Source organism: Streptomyces sp. NPDC054834 (genome assembly GCF_053611185.1).
Window position 1 is genome coordinate 17,833 of sequence record NZ_JBSGZV010000010.1, and the last position, 15,172, is coordinate 33,004.

The window sequence follows — 15,172 nt, forward strand, 5'->3', positions numbered from 1 at the left end:
TTCCCCCTCTTTCACACTTTCCCCATGGTCAATGGAGCGTTTCCCCCGAATCGCATCATTAGCAATCTGTTAGACGGGTTGCCACGGGAAGCGGTTGCCCCAACAGCCTGGATCCGTGGTGTACGTCACACAGCTCTGCGACAGAGAACGATTCGCGGCGGCGGCACCGGACAGTACGCAGAGCCGGTAAGAGCCCCTCAGCGGGCGCGGTAAGAGACGGACAAGAGAAGACAGGCAAGAGAACGGCCCCCGAGGAGTGGATCCTCGGGGGCCGTCCGGAGAGAGCGGGGTCAGCCGGCGGTCACGCCGTCCGTCTCACCGGTGGACGACATCCGCTGGCCGGGCAGGGCGTTCGTCAGCTCGGCCGCCTCGGCGGGGTCGACGTTGGCGCCGGTCACACGGGACTCCTGACCGACGTTGCGGGCCTCGGACTTGAGGGCGAGATCGGCCACCGCGGTGTTGAACTGGTCGATGGACTTCGGCTCGTCCGGACCGAGCAGGTACTGCTTGAGCTCCGTGCGGTCGGCGGCCAGCGGGTCGGCGGCCGGGTCACGTACGGCGTCCAGCAGCCCGTCCAGCTCGGCCGCGCCGTTGGAGAGGATCACGGCGGCGCGCACCGCGGTGTTCTGCCGCTTGAACTCCTCCACGCCCAGCTCGGCCGAGTCCGTCACCGCGTACGGCTTGCCGCTGGCGATGAAGTCGGAGACCACGCTGGAGATGTCGGAGACCATCGCGTCGGAGACGTTGAAGCAGTCGTACAGGCGCGGCGCGGCGCCCGTGACGACCCGGTGCTCCCAGGTGGGGAAGGAGCGCCAGTGGGCGTCGTTCCACTCGCCGCGCAGCCGCGCGACCTCCTCGTGCTTCTTGACGTCGGCCACGCCGTCGCGGGTGGCCTCGGCCTCGTCGCCCTTCTCGCCGCCCGAGCCGGACAGCTCGGCGAGGCGGGCCTCGATCCGGGCCAGTTCGGTCTTGGCGCGGTCCTGGACGGCGGTGTCGACCGTGAAGCGCGCGTCGGCGGCGCGCTCGACGGCGGCCTTCTCGACCAGGGCGGTGATCCGCCGGTGCGCGGCGCCGGCTTCCTTGCTGACCGTGCCGGTGAAGGGGTGCGGCTTGTACAGGACGCGGACGGGCGGGTCGGCCTTCACCAGCTTGTTCACGATGTTCTCGCCGGCGAGCACGATCGAGGTGTTGCCGGGGTTGCCGTCCCAGCCCTCCCAGGTGGGGGCGTACAGCACCGTGGGGATACGGGACTCGGGCACGCCCTGCCAGGTCTGGATCGGCGCCAGCTGCGGCCGGCCGACCTCGACGATGTCGTCGTCGCGGACGCCGACGTCGGCGATGGCGTAGCGGTCGCGGCCCGCCCGGCCGGCGGTCCACACCTCGTCGTACACCTTGCTGAACGGGTTGACGCTTGCCAGCTTGTCGCTGTCGCCGTGGCCGATGAAGACGTGCTTCATGGTGGGGACGCGCAGCAGGTGGATGTTCTTGCCGACGTTCGCCGCGTAGAGCGCGACGCGCACTGTGGTCAGGTCCATGTTCATCAGGTGCACCCCTCCGGGCACGCAGATGACGGGGACCGTGGTGGGCGCCAGGTTGTTCAGGATGACCCGCTCGCGCAGGATGATCAGCGGCCGGGTGTCCAGCTGCTCCATCGTCTCCAGCCACATGTTGACCTGGTACGCGGAGTCCTTGGAGCCGGAGAAGTACAGCACCGTCTCGGGCTTGTAGACGGCCAGCCAGTCGTCGACGGCGGCCAGCACCTTCTCGGCGTTCGGCGGGACCTTGCTGCCGCGCACGTACGGCATCAGCGCCAGCACGTACAGGCAGCCCAGGCCGACGGTGAGGCCGATGCCGACGAAGCCGGCGACGGCCGAGTCCACGACCCCGGAGACCAGCAGACCGGCGACGGCCGCGAGGTCGAGGTGCAGCATCTTCTCCGCGGAGCGGTGCAGCAGGCGGCGCGGCGGGGCGTCCGGGATGCGGACGCGGGACTTGAGGTCGATGTTGCGGGTGGCGACCGGCATCCGGCGGCGGTTGCGGATCAGGGTGACCAGCGCGCCGTGCGGGGCCTGGAGGCCGTAGAAGGCGATGAAGCAGGCGATGGCCCCGTAGAAGATCAGGTTGTCCGACAGGGACAGCCGGGCCAGCAGCAGGACCAGCAGCAGTTGCCGGATCAGGAAGCGGATCGACAGACCGGCCCGCACCTTGCTGAGGCGGTTGATCAGATAGCTGCCCTTGCGGTGCAGATAGTGGTCCGCCAGATACGTCACGGCGGCCGCGGCCGCGAAGGCGGGAACGCTCGGGACGAGCGCGGCCAGCATGAGCGCCGGGAAGCCCAGGATCATGAGGGCCGCCGCGGCCAGCTCGGCCGCGCTGCCCACCCGGGCGACGCGAATAGCGGTGGATATCACTGAGAAACCTGCTCTGGGAGGGGGAGTGCCGGTTTTGTGCGGAAATGCCGCGGATTCGTGGGTGATTCGCCAGGTTTACGGATTCAGGCCTCTGCGAACGCCCGATGAACGGGTGCCCGCAGAGGCCTGAATTCCTAAACGCTAATTGGCGCCAATTATTACACGCCGTCCTGGCGGTCCAGCACCGAGGCCAGCGCCTGTTCGAAGCCGGAGGCCGAGGCGGCGCCAGCCGTCGGGTCCTGCTGGCGGACGTCGATGACATGCCCGGTCAGCTCCGACAGCAGCACGTCCAGCGAGGTGCGGGCGACCGCCGCGGAGGAGAGCAGGCTGCCCGCGGGCTCCTGGCCGAAGGCCTTGGTCCGCATCGGGGTGGCGGTGCGCTCGGGGTTGATGCAGTTGACGCGGATGCCGTCGCCCGCCCACTCGTCGGACAGCGCCTGGGTGAGGTTCACCATGGCTGCCTTGGTGGAGGAGTACAGGCTGTACTCGGCGCGGCCGCGGGTGTAGCTGCTGGAGGTGTACAGCAGCAGCTGGCCCTTGGTCTCCGACAGGTACTTGTAGGAGGAGCGCGCGATCTGCACCGGGGCGAGGTAGTTGACCTTCAGCGCCTCCTCGATGGTGGCGTTGTCGGTCTCGGCGAGCTTGCCTATGCGCAGCACGCCCGCGGTGTTGACGACGTAGTCGATCCGGCCGGTCTCCGCGTACGCCTTGGACAGCGCGTCGTCGACCTCCTCCGGGTTCTCCACGTGCGTGCCGGTGGTGGAGCGGCCCAGCGCGTAGACCTTGGCGCCGTAGGACTCGGCGAGTTCGGAGATGTCCTTGCCGATGCCGTACGAGCCGCCGAAGACGACGATGGTCTTGCCGGTGAGCAGCTCGCGGTAGTCCTCGTCGCCGTTCTGCTCGGGCGCGGCGGTGGAGGCGAGCTGGAAGAGCTTGTCGGCGATGAAGACGTCGACCGGCTGGGTCACCTTCATGTTGTACTCGTCACCCGCGACGACGTGGATCGGCACGTCCGGCAGGTACTTGAGCACGACGGAGCAGTCGTCGGTGGCCTGGAAGTTGGGGTCGCCGGCCGCGACCTCGTAGGCCCGGCGGATCGTGGACAGCTTGAAGGCCTGCGGGGTCTGGCCGCGGCGCAGCCGGGAGCGGTCCGGGATCTCGGTGATGAACTCGCCGTCCTGGCCGTGGGTGCGCGTGACGATGATGGTGTCCGCGGACGGGATGGCCACGTCCACGGCCTCGAAACGCTCCAGCGCGGCCACGCAGTCGTCGATGACGCGCTGCGACAGCAGGGGGCGGACGGCGTCGTGGAAGAGGACGTTGAGGTCCTCTCCCTCGGCCAGGCCCTCGCCGAGGGCGTCGATGGCGCGCTCGGTGGTCTCGTTCCGCGTCGAGCCGCCCTCGATGATCTTCTTGACCTTGGTGAACCCGGCCTTGGCGACGATCTTCTCGATGTCGGGGACGTAGCCCGGCGCCATCAGCACGATGATGTCGTCGATCGAGTCGGCGTTCTCGAAGGTGGTCAGGGTGTGCTCGATGACTGCCTTGCCGGCGATCTTCAGCAGCTGCTTGGGGATCGACAGACCCACCCGCTGACCGGTGCCACCGGCCAGGATCACTGCGGTGGTACGGGGCTTGGCTATGTGCTGGGACACAAGTGACCTACCTTGGGGCGACAGGGAACGTCGAAATGCTCCCACCTCGGGTAACCGCAGTGCAAGGTGAGTGACCGCCACCGCATATGTGCACGCAACCTCTCATTCACCTTGCCCCGCTGGTGACGGGCGATGCCCCCTTTGTCAGTTCCGCGGAATTGCTGTGAGTAACTCCACAGGTGTCGCGGGACTCGTTCAGCGCCGGCGCAGCCGCTTCAGGCAGCGGTGTCCGAGCACCCGGACGAGTTCCTTCGACGGCGTCTGGTGAACGCTGGGCGCCTGAGCGGGCCGAGCGGGCACGGATGCCGCCGCGGCGAGCGCGCCGTACAGCGCCTGCGCGGCGACCTCGGGAGCGATACGGGCCGCGTCGGGCACCGGCTCATCCCGCCCCGGCTCGGCCTGCTCCGGCACGGCGGACAGCAGCGCCGGATCGCCGAGGACCCGGACGCCCGTCATCCCGATCCCCTCCGCCATTTCGGCGCCGATCGCGGCGGCGGCCTCGAGGGCCCACCGGGGCGTGGCGATCCTCACGTCCCGGGCGGTGGGACTGCACGCGTTCTTCATATGCATGACCGCGCCGTTGCGGACGAGCCTGGAATACAGCTCGTCGGGCAGTCCATTGCCCCGGAATTCGACATTAAGATTCCGCAGCATTTCGGTCTCGGCGAGGGTAAGGGACCGATTCGCGGTGTCCGGAACCGGCCGCAGAAGACCGTCGGGCAGGCTCAGCAGCGCCTCGAAGGTGCGCAGCAGGCCGCCCCGGTCCCGGTCGTCCACCACGACGACGGTGACCCGCTCCGGCCCGGTCACCCGGGACCAGCGCTCCACGAGCCGGTCGTGCCGGTGCCGGTGCCAGAAGCTGGGGTTGGGCTTCTCGTACGGGGCCTTGCGGAGCATGTGCTCCAGCCATTCCTCGTAGCCCATGCGCAGCCCGTTCTGCACGTACTGCTGCCACTGCGACGGCATGATCTTCGCCAGCGGGCGCACGGTGACGAGGATGTGCACCCGGTCGCCGCCCAGTTGCCCGACGATCCGCTCGACGGTGGCGCCGTCGTGGGCGTCGGCGAAGAACTCGCTGCTCACCACTGAGGTGTGCCCGCCGGTGGCACGGACCTGTTCCAGCAGCCGGGTCCAGTGCCTGTCGGTGGGGGCGGTGTCGCCCATCATCGCGGGCCGGGAGCAGGCGGCGAGCGCGGCCTCCATGGGGTGCCGGCTGTGCGCCGGGAACTCGACGCCGTACCGCGGCAGCGCCTCCTTCGCGGCGAACAGGGCGCCCTGGATGGCGGTGGTGCCGGTCTTGTGCGGGCCGATGTGCAGCAGGCGGGTGCCCGCGGACAGGGGGGTGACGGCCTCGTTCACCCCGGCGTCGCCTCTCGTACAGTCCGTCTCCATGGTCAACGGAAGGTAAGAGGACTACCTGAGTCCGGGCTGAGAGGAGCCTGGGACACAGATGAGTCCCAGGCTCCCGTCACACAGCTTTCATACCCGGACGCGGCTCATACGACCTGAACGCCCGGTTCGTCCGATTCCACCCGCAGCGTGGCCAGCGTGCTCGCGGTCGCTTGCTGCTTGAGCACCGTGTCCACGACCCGGACCCGTGCGTCGATGCCGTCGCGGCGGATGTCGAAGAGGTGGTAGCCGCGGTGGGCGTCGATGACCTTCCAGTGCGGGTTGTCCGCCATCAGCGGGTCCCACTGGGCATGGAAGGCGGCCTGGTCCTGGTCGCCGCTGCTGGAGATGGAGGTGCCGACGAACTCGGCGCCGACGACGTCGGAGTCGGGGTCGGCGAAGTCCTCCTTGAGGTCGCTGATCATCGTCAGGTGCCGGTCGCCGCTGAGCACGACCGGGTTGCGGATGTCGGCGAAGTCCTTCAGGAACGCGTTGCGTTCGGCCTGGTAGCCGTCCCAGGCGTCGTAGTACCAGAGCTTGCCCTCGCCGAGCTGGAGATCGGTCTCGGCCATCATGATCTGCGAGGCGACGATGTTCCAGCGCGCCGGGGAGTCCCGGAGCCCGTCGAGGAGCCACTCCTTCTGGTCCGCGCCGAGCATGGTCATCGACGGGTCCTGGGCACCGGCCTGGCTGGTGGCCTGGTCGCTGCGGAACTGCCGGGTGTCCAGGACGTTGAGCCGGGCCAGGCGGCCGAACTCCAGGCGCCGGTACATCCGGATGTGCGGGCCGTCCGGGATCGCGGTGGCGCGGACCGGCATGTGCTCGTAGTACGCCTGGAAGGCCGCGGTCAGCCGGGCCACGAACGCGTCGTGCGGCTGCTTGTCGGGGTCCTGCGGGATCTCCCCGGCCCAGTCGTTGTCGACCTCGTGGTCGTCGAAGGTGACCACCCAGGGGGCGTTCGCGTGCATCGCGGCGAGGTCGGGGTCGCCGCGGTACTGGGCGTAGCGGTTGCGGTACTGCTCGAGGGTGTACGGCTCGCCCTTGCCCTCGTGCTTGCGGACGGCGGTCGAGGAGGGCGAGGACTCGTAGATGTAGTCGCCGACGAAGAGCACGAAGTCGGGGTCCTGGGCGAGCATGTCGGCGTACGGGGTGAAGTAGCCGTGCTGCCAGTTCTGGCAGGAGGCCAGCGCGACGCGCAGCGAGCCGCCCTTGCGGTGCGGGTGGGGCGCGGTGCGGGTGCGGCCGGTGGGCGAGATCTGGCCGCTGGTGCGGAAGCGGTACCAGTACGTGCGGCCGGGGTGCAGACCGCGTACGTCCACGTGAACGCTGTGCCCGTACTCGGGCCGGGCCTGGGCGACGCCCCGGTGCGCGGTCTTTCTGAAGCGTTCGTCCTCGGCGAGTTCCCACTCCACCGGAACCACGCTGTCGGGCATGCCACCGCCGTTCAGCGGGTCGGGGGCGAGCCGGGTCCACAGCACGATGCCGTCCGGCAGTGGGTCGCCGGAGGCGACGCCGAGGCTGAACACGCCGTCGGGCAGCTTGGGCTCGGCCGCCTGCGCGGTGGCCGGCAGCCAGAGTTGGGTGGAGGCAGCGGCGCCGAGTACGGCGGCACCGGCGGTCAGAAAGCGGCGTCGGTCGGGCGTTGCTCCGGTCATGCGCTAACTCCCTTGCCACAGTGGCCTCTTGAACACTCGGAAGCTCCCACGGCCGGACGGTCCGCCCGCTGAACGGAAGCCCTCGCGTGCATGACAAATGGGCAGACAAGAGAAGACCCGTTGCGGCACGGGAACCACATGACGAACGTGATCTTGCCGCAACGGGTCTTACCGAAAAAGTCAACCCGTCTTGCTGTGTGTCCTACCGGGTGTCAGGAGACATTCTGTGGCGAGTTGTTCAGCTGTTGAAGCCCGATCCAAGCCGTGCTCCGGAGGCCACGGTGCCCAGCGTGCCGCTACCGAAGGTGAAGGAACCGGTCGCGGTGATTCCGGCGACGGTGGCCTTGAAGACCCATACCGACCCGGCACCGGCGTTCTCCCCCGGCGCCCCGACGGCGAGGTCTCACCGGGCACGCCCACCGCGATGTCGGCGTACCCGTCACCGTCGACGTCGGCCACCGAGACGTCGGTGCCGAAGCCGTGCCCCGCCTCGGCGGTGCCGGGCACAGCGGCGCTGTCCTGGTTGACGAACACCGCCCTCACCCCGTCCGGCCCGTCGGCGGTGCCCGGGATCCAGGCGATCCGGCCGCCCTTGGCCCGGTAGGTGTCGAGGTCGCTGTCGTAGCCGACGGGGCGCCGGACGTGCTCACCGTGGAGAACACGGTGGTGTACGACATCGACGGCGCCGGGCTCCAGGGCGGCGAGAACCTCGACATCGGGGACGTCGATGCGGACGGCTACGCCGACATCGTGGTGGGCCGGGCCGTCGACGTTCTTGCCACGGGCGACCTCAACGGCGGCGGCATCACCGACGTGGCCGCCACCGAGAACGACGGCGACGAGTGGGACTCCCGCCGCCGCCGACGTCACCGACCGCCAGATGCCCCCGCGCGCCCAGCGAGTCGTACGCCTTGCCGCCCGGCAGCGAGGCACCGCCGGACAGGCCCTCGGGCCCGCCCCAGACCACCTCGACCAGCCCGGCGTCGGTCCCGGCCGCCGTGTCCTCGCCGCCCACGCCGTCTTCAGGCCGGGGAGGAAACGAATCTGGGGTGTAAGACCGTGGGCGGCACACCGTCCCTTCGCTGGTAACCCCAGGCGGCAGCGGGCTGCGAAGCAGAAAGCCCGACCCGCGAGGGAAGGAATCTTCGCCGTTCAGGCGAGGAGGAGGTCAAATGGGTCCCTCCCCTGCTCCGGCTCCGTGGTGCCCTGGACTGGATTACCCGGGCCTCCACGTCTGAGGCGCGGCCGCGCACCTCACTTCACTCGGCGGCCGCGCACCTCACTTCACTCGAACGGGTTGAACTCGCCGAACTCCTCGAGGGCCTCGTCCCGCTCCGCCTGCTTGTCCCGGCGCCGCTGGACCGCGGGACGCTGCTCCTCGAACCGGTGGTCCTCGCCACGCCGGCCGAGCATCTCCGCGCCCGCCATGACCGACGGCTCCCAGTCGAAGACGACCGCGTTCTCCTCGGGGCCGATGGCCACGCCGTCGCCGGAGCGGGCGCCCGCCTTCATCAACTCCTCCTCGACACCGAGGCGGTTGAGCCGGTCGGCGAGGTAGCCGACGGCCTCGTCGTTGTTGAAGTCGGTCTGGCGGATCCAGCGTTCGGGCTTCTCGCCGCGCACCCGGAACAGCGGCTCCCCGCCGGTCTCCTCGCGGGTGACCGTGAAGCCCGCGTCGTCCACGGCCTTCGGCCGGATCACGATCCGGGTCGCCTCTTCCTTCGGCTTCGCGGCCCGCGCCCCGCCGACCAGCTCACCGAGCGCGTACGACAGCTCCTTCAGGCCGATGTGCGCCACCGCCGACACCTCGAAGACGCGGTAACCGCGCGCCTCCAGGTCCGGCCGCACCATCTCGGCGAGGTCCTTGCCGTCGGGCACGTCGACCTTGTTCAGGACGACGATCCGGGGCCGGTTGTCGAGCCCGCCGTACTCGCGCAGCTCCGCCTCGATGATGTCGAGGTCGGACACCGGGTCGCGGTCGGACTCCAGGGTCGCCGTGTCCAGCACGTGCACCAGCACGCTGCACCGCTCCACGTGCCGCAGGAACTCCAGGCCCAGGCCCTTGCCCTGGCTGGCACCCGGGATCAGTCCCGGCACGTCGGCGATGGTGTAGACGGTCGAACCGGCCGTGACGACACCCAGGTTGGGCACGAGGGTGGTGAACGGGTAGTCGGCGATCTTCGGCTTCGCCGCGCTCAGCACCGAGATCAGCGAGGACTTGCCCGCGCTCGGGTAGCCGACCAGCGCCACGTCGGCGACCGTCTTCAGCTCCAGGACGATGTCCTGGAGTTCGCCCGGCACACCTAGCAGCGCGAACCCGGGCGCCTTGCGGCGGGCGCTCGCCAGAGCCGCGTTGCCGAGGCCGCCCCGGCCGCCCTGCGCGGCGACGTACGACGTGCCGTTTCCGACCAGGTCGGCGAGGACGTTGCCCGCCTTGTCGAGGACGACCGTGCCGTCCGGCACCGGCAGGACGAGGTCCTGCCCGTCCTTGCCGGAGCGGTTGCCGCCCTCGCCGGGCTTGCCGTTGGTGGCCTTGCGGTGCGGGGAGTGGTGGTAGTCGAGAAGGGTCGTCACCGACTGGTCGACGGTCAGGATGACGTCGCCGCCCCTGCCGCCGTTGCCGCCGTCGGGGCCGCCGAGCGGCTTGAACTTCTCACGGTGGACGGAGGCACAGCCGTGACCTCCGTTACCCGCGGCGACATGCAGTTCGACGCGGTCCACGAAGGTGGTCATGGTTCGGTGCCTCCAGATACGTACGGGGTATTGCCTATGTCAACACGCGAAAGGCGGACCCGCCTTCCCGACCGGGAAGTGAGGTCCGCCTCGCGAAGCGTTCGGTCTGAGCCTTGGCTCAGGCGACCGGAACGATGTTCACGACCTTGCGGCCACGGTGGCTGCCGAACTCCACCGCACCGGCCTGGAGCGCGAACAGCGTGTCGTCGCCGCCGCGGCCGACGCCGGCGCCCGGGTGGAAGTGGGTGCCGCGCTGGCGGACCAGGATCTCACCGGCGTTCACGACCTGACCGCCGAAGCGCTTCACGCCGAGCCGCTGGGCGTTGGAGTCGCGACCGTTCCGAGTGGACGATGCGCCCTTCTTGTGTGCCATCTGTTCTCAGTCCCTTACTTCGCAGCCGTGGGGATCTCAGTGACCTTGATCGCCGTGTACTGCTGGCGGTGGCCCTGACGACGGCGGTAGCCGGTCTTGTTCTTGTAGCGAAGGATGTCGATCTTGACGCCCTTGTGGTGGTCCACGACCTCGGCCTGGACCTTGATGCCGGCCAGCACCCACGGGTCGCTGGTCACAGCGTCGCCGTCGACAACGAGCAGGGTCGAGAGCTCGACCGTGTCGCCAACCTTGGCAGTGGAAATCTTGTCAACCTCAACGATGTCGCCGACAGCAACCTTGTGCTGGCGACCACCGCTGCGCACGATGGCGTACACGCGGATCTCACTCTCTCGCTCGGGGAACGGCACCCCCGCAGTCCAGCCGCCCGCACGCGAGCGGCCTCTCCGGAACACCCGGTGCTCCGGAGGAAGAGGTTTACGGGGATGTGGCGCGTCCATATCCACGGAACACGCCGACGGTCAAGGTTACGGGGCCATGGTCGAAGGGGTCAAACCGGGCCGGGCCCCGCCGCTGTGCGGCCGGTCACGTGGACCGGCCGCACCGCATGCTGACCCTGCCGGGTCAGCCCTCGTCGGTGGCGGTGGAGACCGCGGTCTTCTTCGCCGTCGACTTGGCGGCGGCCGTCTTGGCGGTCTTCGCCGCCTTCTTGGCCGTCGTCTTCTTGGCGGCCGTCTTCTTGGCCGCGGTCTTCTTCGCCGTGGTCGCCTTGGTGGCGGCCTTCTTCGCGGTGGCCTTCTTGGCGGCCTTGCGGGCCGTCTTCTTGGCCGGCGCGGCCTCCTCGGGCTCCCCGGCGGCTGCCGGAGCCGGAGCCTCGGCGGCCGCTGCGGCCTCGGTGGGTGCCTCCGCCGACGGGACGACCACGACGGCCGCCTCCTCGGACGCGGTGGGCGCGGTGGCCTTGCGCACGGCACGGCGGCGCGGGCGGGCCGGGGCGGCGCTCTCGGCGGGCGCCTCCTCGGCCGGGGCCGCGGCCTCGGGCCGAGCCACCGGGGCCTCGGGCTCCGCCACCGGGGTCTCGGCGGCGGGCGCCACCGGCTCGGTGATCGTCACCACGGCCGTCTCGGTCCCCGCGGGGGAACCGGCCGGAGCCGACACCTTGCGGGTCGCCCGGCGCCGCGTACGTCCCTTGGGCGCGGCCTCCTCGGCGGCCGGGGCGGGAGCCTCGGCCTGCGTCACCGGTACGACCGGGTCCTCGACGGCGACGGGCTCGGCCTGCGCCTCGGCGGCCGGCTCCGGCAGCACCGGACGCTCGGTCTCCGCCGCGACGGAGACGTCCTGGGCGGTCGGGGCCTCGGCGACCTCGGCCGCCTCGACGACCTCGGCCTCCGCCTTGGGAGCCTCCTGCTTCCGGGCCTCCGCCCTCGGCGCGCCGGCCGGAGCCGACGCCCGCCGGCTCGCCCGGCGCCGCGAACGGCCACGGGTGGCGGCGGCCTCGGCCTCGGCGACGCTGCTGTACAGCTCCTCGTCCGGGGCGAAGTCGGGGGCGGGCAGGGCCACCGGCTCGGCGACCTCGGCCGCGACTTCCGCGACGGCCTCGGTCTCGGCCTCCTCCTCGGCGGTCGCGGCGATCCCGGAGGCCACGGACACGGTCTCCTGCTCGGTCACCTGGCCGTCGCCACCGCGCCCGCGCTTCTTGCGCTTGCCGCCGCCCCCGGTGGAGGTCGGCTGCTCCATGTGCACGATGACACCGCGGCCGTTGCAGTGGACGCAGGTCTCGGAGAAGGACTCCAGCAGGCCCTGGCCGACCCGCTTGCGGGTCATCTGGACCAGGCCCAGCGAGGTGACCTCGGCGACCTGGTGCTTCGTACGGTCCCGGCCCAGGCACTCCAGCAGGCGCCGCAGCACCAGGTCCCGGTTGGACTCCAGCACCATGTCGATGAAGTCGATCACGATGATGCCGCCGAGGTCGCGCAGCCTGAGCTGGCGGACGATCTCCTCGGCCGCCTCCAGGTTGTTCCTGGTGACCGTCTCCTCGAGGTTGCCGCCCTGACCGGTGAACTTGCCGGTGTTGACGTCGACGACGACCATCGCCTCCGTCCGGTCGATCACCAGCGAACCGCCGCTGGGCAGCCAGACCTTGCGGTCCAGGGCCTTGGCGAGCTGCTCGTCGATCCGGTACGTGGCGAAGACGTCGACCTCGGAGGTCCACTTCGACAGCCGGTCGGCCAGGTCGGGCGCGACGTGCGAGACGTAGCCGTAGATCGTCTCCCAGGCGTCCTCGCCGCTGACGACGACCTTGGAGAAGTCCTCGTTGAAGATGTCGCGGACGACCCGGACGGTCATGTCCGGCTCGCCGTACAGCAGCGTCGGGGCGTTGCCGTTCTTCGACTTCTTCTGGATGTCCTCCCACTGCGCGTGGAGCCGCTCGACGTCCCGGCGCAGCTCGTCCTCGCTCGCGCCCTCGGCGGCGGTGCGCACGATGACGCCCGCGTCCTCGGGGACGATCTTCTTGAGGATGGTCTTCAGCCGCGCGCGCTCGGTGTCGGGCAGCTTGCGGCTGATGCCGGTCATCGAGCCCTCGGGGACGTACACGAGGTAGCGGCCCGGGAGGGAGACCTGGCTGGTCAGGCGGGCGCCCTTGTGGCCGATCGGGTCCTTCGTCACCTGGACGAGGACCGACTGGCCGGACTTCAGGGCGGACTCGATACGGCGCGGGCCGTTCGCCATGCCCAGCGCCTCGAAGTTGACCTCACCGGCGTAGAGGACCGCGTTGCGGCCCTTGCCGATGTCGATGAAGGCGGCCTCCATCGACGGCAGCACGTTCTGGACCTTGCCCAGGTAGACGTTGCCGACGTACGAGGTCGACTGCTCCTTGTTGACGTAGTGCTCGACGAGCACGCCGTCCTCCAGGACGCCGATCTGCGTGCGGTCGCCGTTCTGGCGGACGACCATCACGCGCTCGACGGCCTCGCGGCGGGCCAGGAACTCGGCCTCGGTGATGATCGGGACGCGGCGGCGGCCCTGCTCGCGGCCTTCCCGGCGGCGCTGCTTCTTGGCCTCCAGACGGGTCGAGCCCTTGATGGACTGCACCTCGTCCGACGGCTCGGCGGCCTTGCGGGGTTCGCGGACCTTGACGACCGTGCGCTCCGGGTCGCCCTCGCCGGGCTCGGTGTCGGTTCCGGTGTCACCGGCGCGACGACGACGCCGGCGGCGGCGACGGCTGGAGCTGGAGCCGCCGGAGTCCTCGGAGCGAGCGTCCTCGGCGTCCTCTTCCTCCTGCTCGGCGGTGTCCTCGGCGTCCTGCTCGGCCTGCTCGGCGGCGAACTCCTCGGAGTCGGCGTCCGCACCGGGCTCGCCGTCCACGGCGTCACCGCGACGGCGACGACGGCCACCGCGGCGGCGGCGACGGCGCGAACCGGTGTCCTCGTTGTCGTCGGCCTCGTCGGTCTCTTCGCCGTCGGCGAGGTCCTCGGCGGACTCCGCCGGTTCCTCGGCCTCCTCGGCCTCGTCGGCGGTGGTCTCCTCGGCCCGGGCCTCGGCCTCCTCGCCGTACCCGGCACCCCGGCGGCGACGGCGGCGGCGCGAGCCGGTCTGCTCCTCGGGGGACTCCTCGACCGCTTCGACCGCCGCGGCCTCGTCGGCCTCGTCGGTCTCGGCAGCCTCGGCGGCCGCTTCGGCGGCGGCGCGCTGCGGGGTCTGGAACTGCGGCTCGGTGAACACGGGCGCCTGGAACACGGCCACGGCGGGCCGGGCCGGGCGGCGCGGTGCCTCGGCCTCGGCCTCGCCCTCCGCGGCCTGCGGGACGGCCGCCTGCGCGGGCTCGGCGAAACCGGTCGCGGCCTGCCGCACGACCCGACGGCGGCGGCGCGGGGCGGCGGCCTCGGCGTCGGGCTGCGGGGCTTCGGCGGGGGCCTGCGGCGCTTCGGCCGCAGGGGTCTCGGCGGGCTGCGCGGGCTCGGCGGCTGCGGCGGCCTTCTCGGTCACAGCGGCAGCCTCTTCGGTCACAGCGGTTTCTTCCGTCACCGCGGTACCGGCCGTGGCGGACACGCGGCGCGTGGCACGGCGGCGGGTACGCCGCGGAGCGGCCTCCTCGGCCTCGACGGCGGGCGCCTCGGGAGCCGCTACGGGAGTCTCGGCGGCAGCGGGAGCGGCTTCCGGGGCCGGAGCGGTCCCGGTGGCCTCCTCGGCCGCGCTCGGCGCACCGGCGGGCGCGGCGGCCCGGCGGGTCGCACGGCGACGCGGACGAGCGGGCGCGGCCTCCTCCACGGCGGCCGGAGCCTCGGCGGCGGACGCCTCGGCGGCCTCCGTCTCGGCGGTCACCGTCTCGGTGGCCTCCGCCGACGAGGGCGCAGCCGCGGGGGCGGACACGCGGCGCGTGGCACGGCGGCGGGTACGGGGCGGAGCGGCCTCCTGCGCGGCCTCCTCGGCCTCGACGGCGGCGGGCGCCTCGGCCTCGGCAGGAGCCGGGGCGGCGGCAGCCGGTACGACCGTCTCGGCGGCCTCCGTGGACGCCGGTGAACCGGCGGGCGCGGCGGCCCGGCGGGTCGCACGGCGCCGCGGACGAGCGGGCGCGGCCTCCTCCACGGCGGCCGGAGCCTCGGCGGCGGACGCCTCGGCGGCCACCTTCTCCTCGACCTCGTCGACGTCGGCGGCCGGTATGGCCGGCGCGGTGACCTCGGCCGGGGTCTCGGCCCCGGCGGGCGGACCCGCGGGGCGGGAAGCGGCACGGCGCCGACGACGCGGCGGCAGGGTGTCGCTGGGGGTGTTGAGTTCGGAACCCTCAGTGGGTTCGGTCGGCTCGAGCATGCGGGCGTTTCTCCCGTCAGGCTCCCGGGCGCCGCGCCTGGTCCGGCGTCGATCTCGTCGACCGCCGTTGACGTCCGCGGCTCGCGCGGTGCGCGGTGCCGCCGTTCGCGGCGCGGTCGCCGCACGGGAGCTCTTCGTGTCCTGTCTCGCCGGTTCCGTACGCCTTGTTTTGTACGGCCTGGCGAAAGT

The 15,172-nt window shown here is 71.2% G+C and carries 9 protein-coding genes; all 9 read right to left on the reverse strand.

Annotated features, from left to right (window positions below; all coding sequences use genetic code 11):
• Positions 1-290: 290 nt before the first annotated feature.
• Positions 291-2,381: a hypothetical protein gene (locus ACWGJM_RS15915; protein ID WP_453412454.1), complete on the reverse strand. Its 2,091-nt coding sequence runs from the start codon at positions 2,379-2,381 to the stop codon at positions 291-293.
• Positions 2,382-2,569: 188 nt separating this feature from the next.
• Positions 2,570-4,066, reverse strand: a complete 1,497-nt coding sequence (locus ACWGJM_RS15920; RefSeq protein WP_453412270.1) for a D-ribitol-5-phosphate cytidylyltransferase — start codon at positions 4,064-4,066, stop codon at positions 2,570-2,572.
• Between the two features lie 195 nt (positions 4,067-4,261).
• Positions 4,262-5,458, reverse strand: a complete 1,197-nt coding sequence (locus tag ACWGJM_RS15925) for a hypothetical protein (protein ID WP_453412271.1) — start codon at positions 5,456-5,458, stop codon at positions 4,262-4,264.
• 104 nt (positions 5,459-5,562) lie between these two features.
• Positions 5,563-7,110: an alkaline phosphatase D family protein gene (locus ACWGJM_RS15930; RefSeq protein WP_453412272.1), complete on the reverse strand. Its 1,548-nt coding sequence runs from the start codon at positions 7,108-7,110 to the stop codon at positions 5,563-5,565.
• Positions 7,111-7,290: 180 nt separating this feature from the next.
• The gene (locus ACWGJM_RS15935) at positions 7,291-7,980 is read right to left on the reverse strand and encodes an FG-GAP repeat protein (RefSeq protein ID WP_453412273.1); all 690 of its coding nucleotides are present in this window, start codon (positions 7,978-7,980) and stop codon (positions 7,291-7,293) included.
• Positions 7,981-8,394: 414 nt separating this feature from the next.
• The gene (obgE, locus tag ACWGJM_RS15940) at positions 8,395-9,843 is read right to left on the reverse strand and encodes a GTPase ObgE (RefSeq protein WP_453412274.1); all 1,449 of its coding nucleotides are present in this window, start codon (positions 9,841-9,843) and stop codon (positions 8,395-8,397) included.
• Between the two features lie 118 nt (positions 9,844-9,961).
• Complete coding sequence (gene rpmA, locus ACWGJM_RS15945; protein ID WP_061922958.1) at positions 9,962-10,216, reverse strand: 50S ribosomal protein L27; 255 nt, start codon at positions 10,214-10,216, stop codon at positions 9,962-9,964.
• A gap of 14 nt (positions 10,217-10,230) precedes the next feature.
• A complete protein-coding gene (rplU, locus tag ACWGJM_RS15950; protein ID WP_099928855.1) occupies positions 10,231-10,551 on the reverse strand; it encodes a 50S ribosomal protein L21 in 321 nt (106 codons plus the stop codon).
• A gap of 247 nt (positions 10,552-10,798) precedes the next feature.
• Positions 10,799-14,983, reverse strand: a complete 4,185-nt coding sequence (locus ACWGJM_RS15955) for an Rne/Rng family ribonuclease (protein ID WP_453412275.1) — start codon at positions 14,981-14,983, stop codon at positions 10,799-10,801.
• Between the last annotated feature and the right edge of the window lie 189 nt (positions 14,984-15,172).